The following is a 5,139-nucleotide window of genomic DNA, read 5'->3' on the forward strand; positions in this document are numbered from 1 at the left end:
AGCCAGCGCCAGCAACCCCGCGCCCCACAGCATCAGCAGCGTAGAAACATTGACATTCAGCTGCATCCCCTGTGACAAGAAGGCCAGCACCGCCCCAAACAACACGCCCCCCAGCAGGTACAGCGCCGCGCCCGTTCCAGGCCAGCTGGCCTCAGGCCTGTCGCGCAGGAGGTAGCCCGCCGCGTAGCTGCTGAGCGTAAGCAGCACCAGCCCCCCGAATTTGAGACTCTGCGGCAAAGTGCCCCAGTTGGCGGCCACCAGCGCAATAATGCCCAGCCCCAGCGTCAGCGCCCCGATGATGGAAATGATGAGGGCGGCAGAGAACTTTGTGCGCCCGTGCTTCACGCTGAGAGCCTCAAAATCCAAGATGGCCTGTGCCTGCTCATTACTAAGCAAATCGGCGGCCCGCCAGCGCTCCAGCTGGGCGGCCAGGGTATCAGGCTGTCTGGCAGACATGGTTTGAGTATATGAGTATAAAGTTCTGTGCAGGCCGCCACGAAACAAATGTGGCGCGGCTACGCTCTGAGGTAAGTGCCTGGACACGCTTATCAACTTGCAGGTATAGTGTATGAATATGCAAACAGGCCAGCGCACCTAAAGGTCTGCAAAAGGTCTGAATGTCCAGAGAGATTCCCACCAATGCCACACAAAATTTGCCTATGCTCTTACTTAAGCAGGGTGAGTCTAAGCCTTTTGGTCTGTATGAAAATCCAGTCTGTATGCAGGTGAGGCGACGAAGCCCCTCATCACTGCCCAAAGTTGTTCGCCCATCATTGCCAAAGGAGCCTCCGCATGACCCTCAACCCGGCCCTCACTGACACCCATATTCGCCTGCTGCAAGCTGCGCCCGGCGACTTCGGCACCATTCACACGCTGCTGAAAGAATGCGGCCTGTATACCTCCAGCATCACCCCCGAAGGCTCGACCTACTGGCTCGCTATGCTGGACGGCCTGCCCGGCGGCTGCATCGGTCTAGAGCACGGCAACGGCGTGTCGCTCATCCGTTCGACGGCGGTGCTGCCTCAATTCCGTGGGCACGGGCTGGGGCGGGCGCTGGTCAGCTCGGCCCTGACGCAGGCCAGTCTGCGCGGCGACCACACGGTGTATCTGTTCAGCTCCGAGGCAGGCGACTACTGGCAGCGCTTCGGCTTCGTGCCTAGTAGCCCAGCAGAAGTCGAAGCCGCTTTGCCAGAAGCCCCTCAGGTCAAAAGCGGCGTGCTTAGGGGCTGGATTCAGGACGAACAGGTCTGGAAGAGGGCCATGCCGCAACCCAGGGCCGCTGGATGAACGGGGCAGCTCAGACAACCACACGTTCCGGGCGGGCCGTGCGCTATGCTACTGACACGCAAAACCTGAAACCCTATTCCGCTCCGGCGGTTCCCAGTTCATTTCATACAGGAGACCACCATGCCCGACCTTCAAATGCGCCTCGCCAAGCAGGAAGACAAGGACACTGTAACCACCGTATTTCGCGAGGCTGGGCTGGATACTGGCGCGGCACTGGCGAACGGGACGACCTACTGGGTCATGGAGCGCGAAGGGCAAGCGGTCGGAGCCATCGGTCTGGAGCATGGCGACGGGGTCAGCCTGCTGCGCGGCGCGGCGGTCATGCCCTCAGCACGCGGCGCGGGTCTGGGCCGCCGACTGGTCATGAGCGCTGTGGAGTACGCGCAGGGGCGCGGCGACCGGGCCATTTACATGTTCAGCAAGGGCAACGACTGGGGCACTTTCGGCTTTACCCAGGTGCCGCTGGCGGTAGTTATGGGCGAAATCCCCGATGCGCCGCAAATCCAGGCGTACAAGGCCAGAGGCGAGCGCCCCGGCGGCACCACCTGGATGCGCGACCTGACCCAGTAAGGTGCGTAGAGGCCAAAACGCGGTACACGCCTATGCTGTTGCCCGCGCACCGCGTCTTGCGTACCTGGCACGGGGGTAAGTCATGACCTTCCTTTCCCTCGATTCCATCGCCATCCCCGACGTTCACCCGGACGCGCCCCTCAGATCGCGTAAGGCCAGACTCTCGGATATAGACGCCATTCATGAACTGATCGGCTACTGGGCTAGCCGGGGGCAGATGCTGGTGCGTTCCAGGGCGCTGTTGGCCGAAACCATCCGGGATTTTCACCTAATCTTTGCCGAAGCCCACGCGGGAAAACCGGGCGGCCTGGTCGGTGTGTGCGGTCTGCATATCCTGGCCCCCGACCTGGCCGAGGTTCGCGGCCTCGCCATTCATCCCAACATGCAGGGGCGCGGCCTGGGCAAACAGCTGGTGCTGGCCTGCGAGGTAGAGGCGCGGGCGATTGACCTTCCAGCCCTGTTCGCCTGGACGTACCAGCAGACTTTTTTCGAGCGCTGCGGCTTTGTACGCATCGAAAAGACCAGCCTGCACCCCAAAGTCTGGTCAGAATGCCAGCGCTGCGCCTTTTTCGAGAACTGCAACGAGATTGCCATGTTCAAGTCTTTGGCCTGACACGCCCTTGTGCGGCCTGACCACTTTCTGCGCCTCCTCGTTCACGCCGCAAAACATGACATTGGCTTACACCCGACCTGATAATCTAAGCGGTCGAGAGCTGCTTCTCAGCTTCCACCATGAAACGCGCCCAGCGAGGCGGTATGGAGGTCCATCTATGATCCGTAAAGAACGCGCCATTCTCGCCCTTGAAGACGGCACCATCTACCGCGGTTACGCGTTCGGGCACCGTGGGGAAACCATCGGTGAGGTCGTCTTCAACACGTCTATGACCGGCTATCAGGAAATCATGACCGACCCCAGTTACAACGGGCAAATCGTGACGATCACCTACCCGCATGTCGGCAACTACGGCGTGGCGATCTATGACATGGAGAGCAACAAGCCCTACGTGCGCGGCTTCATCGCGCGGGAATTTAGCGGCGAATACAGCAACTACCGCGCCCAGCAGTCGCTCGACTCGTTTATGCAGCAGTACGGCGTGGTTAGTATTCAGGGCATCGATACGCGGGCACTCGTGCGCCGCCTGCGCGAGGGCGGTGTGGTCAAGGGCGTCATCGCCCACCGCTCGTATACCCATCCTGAAGACCCATACGGCGAATTCACTTCAGCTGAGGAGCAGGTTTACGCGCAGCGGGCCAGCGATCATCAGGACATCGACGGCCACGACATGACCAGGGAAGTGACCACGCCGCTGCCTTACGCCTTTCCTACTCTGCGCCAGGGAAAACGCGTGGTACTCATGGATTTCGGCATCAAACACACCATCATCGAGCGGCTGGCCGAGGTCGGCATCGAACCCATCGTGGTTCCGGCGCACACCACCCCGGCGCAGATTATGGCGCTGCAACCGCACGGCCTGTTTTTGTCTAACGGCCCCGGCGATCCCGCACCGCTGGAATATGCCCACAAAACCGCCTGGGAAATGATGGGGCTGCTCCCGACCTTTGGAATCTGCCTGGGGCACCAGATTCTAGGGTTGGCCGCGGGCGGCAAGACTTTCAAGATGAAATTCGGACATCGGGGCGGGAACCAGCCGGTCAAGAACCTCTTGACGGGTACGGTCGAGATCACCAGCCAGAATCACGGCTACGCCGTGGACCTCGCCAGCATTCCGAACGGCACCTTCGTTGCCACCCATGTCAACCTCAACGACGGCACGCTCGAAGGCATGGCACACACGCGCTACCCGGTGTTTTCGGTGCAGTACCACCCCGAAGCCAGCCCCGGGCCGCACGACAGCCGCTACCTGTTTAACCGTTTCATAGAAGAGATAGATTCATTTGATGGGGGGAATGGTACCCCCATCGCCAAAGCGCAAACAGGCCCATTGGGGGTTTGACAAACCTCTTTAATAAAGTGATCATAAAGCAGGATAGCGGAAGTGAGAAATTTCATACGTCGTGGGAAGGTATTCCAACAGTCTGAAAGCTCACCTTATCCTCGGCTCCTCACTTAAGCCGGTATGACTGTTCAGCACACTGACAGTTATGTTTTCCGTTTAGTTGTTTTGGAGCGATGAACCATCTGGCCCAATCGGGCGCCTTGCCAGATGCGGAGCTAGTGGCGCGACCGACAGAACGTGGACTTTCCACACTGTCGGTCTTTTTTTTGGAGGTTTCTTAGCATGAAGGTTTTGCCCACTCTCTTCTTCCCGGCCCTGAACAGCCTGACCCTGACCAGCCTTGCGCTGGCGCAGCGTCCGGCACGTGAGGTTAAGTCCAGCCTCAATCAGGCCCTGGTCAGAAGTGAAGTGCCGGGCAAGGCCGAAACCCTGGTATCAGGTCCCCAGACGGTGACGGCGGCAACCTCCTTAAAAAAGACCTCATGTGACCAACATCTGGCTAGCCACACCACCTCCCAGCGGGCAGTGAGCGGCCCAGTATTCCGCAAAGGGCGGCAGAACGTACCGCAAGAGCACTTGTTAGGCAACCACCAGTCACGCGGCACCAGCCCACGTGCGGCTGCGTCGCCCACCTTTCCCCGGACAAGTCGTGGAAGCCGAGCTTCCGCGTCAGAGTCAATTCAGTCAGCCATCATTCCGAGTTCAACCTTTTGTCAAGGAGTTAACATGAAGAAGTCCTGGTCCCTTATTTCCCTGGTCGCTGCTCTGGCTGCTTCCACCGCCGCCGCTACCCCTAACGGTGCGCCCGCTGGCACGATCATCACCAACATCGCCGACATCTACTTCACGCCGGAAGGCGGCACGACTGAAATCAAGGTGCCTTCGAATCCAGTCGTGACCACGGTTTCGCCCGTTCCTAGCTTCACCATTACCCCGAACGACGGCAACACCACCGACCCCACCAAGCCCGACTACACCGCACCCGGCCAGACCGCCACGGTCAAGCCTTGTGACAAGAACGTCAGCTTCCTGTACATCCTGACCAACACCGGTAACGTGGCCGGCGAGTCGTACACCCTGACCAACACGCCCGACCCCACCGGCAAGGTCAAGACCCCCGACAATATCCGTTATTACCCGGCAAGCGCCGATACCAACGGCGACGGCAAGCTGAGCAGCGCCGAAATTGCCGCTTCGACGACCATCACCAGCATTACGAAGGTCGACCAGGCCCAGGCCGTCAAGTTCTTCCAGGTCTACGACATTCCCTGCGCCGCGACGGACAAGGATGCTTACGGAGCCGACCCCACGGGTAACCGCAGCA

6 protein-coding genes and 1 riboswitch are annotated in these 5,139 nt (G+C 60.0%); of the genes, 5 read left to right on the plus strand and 1 reads right to left on the minus strand.

Annotated elements, in window-relative coordinates:
* The coding region (locus tag QZ269_RS11820) for a DUF2157 domain-containing protein (RefSeq protein WP_291426908.1) at positions 1-456 on the minus strand (456 nt) is incomplete at its 3' end.
* Between the two features lie 336 nt (positions 457-792).
* On the opposite strand from QZ269_RS11820, the gene QZ269_RS11825 reads away from it, so the two are divergent.
* From QZ269_RS11825 to QZ269_RS11845, 5 genes are all read left to right on the plus strand, one after another.
* Positions 793-1,287 (plus strand): GNAT family N-acetyltransferase, encoded by a 495-nt coding sequence (locus QZ269_RS11825; RefSeq protein WP_291426909.1) that lies wholly within the window; start codon positions 793-795, stop codon positions 1,285-1,287.
* Positions 1,288-1,407: 120 nt separating this feature from the next.
* Positions 1,408-1,857 carry a GNAT family N-acetyltransferase gene (locus tag QZ269_RS11830; protein WP_291426910.1) on the plus strand — a complete coding sequence of 150 codons (450 nt, stop codon included), beginning with the start codon at positions 1,408-1,410 and terminating at the stop codon, positions 1,855-1,857.
* An 82-nt stretch (positions 1,858-1,939) separates the two neighbouring features.
* Complete coding sequence (locus QZ269_RS11835; RefSeq protein WP_291426911.1) at positions 1,940-2,470, plus strand: N-acetyltransferase; 531 nt, start codon at positions 1,940-1,942, stop codon at positions 2,468-2,470.
* Between the two features lie 157 nt (positions 2,471-2,627).
* On the plus strand, positions 2,628-3,812 hold the full coding sequence (gene carA, locus QZ269_RS11840; protein ID WP_291426912.1) for a glutamine-hydrolyzing carbamoyl-phosphate synthase small subunit: 1,185 nt from the start codon (positions 2,628-2,630) through the stop codon (positions 3,810-3,812).
* A 160-nt stretch (positions 3,813-3,972) separates the two neighbouring features.
* A riboswitch (cyclic di-GMP riboswitch) is annotated at positions 3,973-4,057 on the plus strand.
* A 484-nt stretch (positions 4,058-4,541) separates the two neighbouring features.
* Positions 4,542-5,139, plus strand: a 598-nt coding sequence (locus tag QZ269_RS11845; RefSeq protein WP_291426913.1) for a hypothetical protein, incomplete at its 3' end; no start/stop codon positions are given.

It is taken from the genome of Deinococcus sp. (assembly GCF_018260405.1).
In the GTDB taxonomy this organism is placed as follows: Bacteria; Deinococcota; Deinococci; order Deinococcales; family Deinococcaceae; genus Deinococcus.

Coding starts and splice junctions, on each gene's coding strand:
- QZ269_RS11825 (WP_291426909.1), top strand. CDS start 793: ATGACCCTCAACCCGGCCCTCACTGACACCCATATTCGCCTGCTGCAA.
- QZ269_RS11830 (WP_291426910.1), top strand. CDS start 1,408: ATGCCCGACCTTCAAATGCGCCTCGCCAAGCAGGAAGACAAGGACACT.
- QZ269_RS11835 (WP_291426911.1), top strand. CDS start 1,940: ATGACCTTCCTTTCCCTCGATTCCATCGCCATCCCCGACGTTCACCCG.
- carA (WP_291426912.1), top strand. CDS start 2,628: ATGATCCGTAAAGAACGCGCCATTCTCGCCCTTGAAGACGGCACCATC.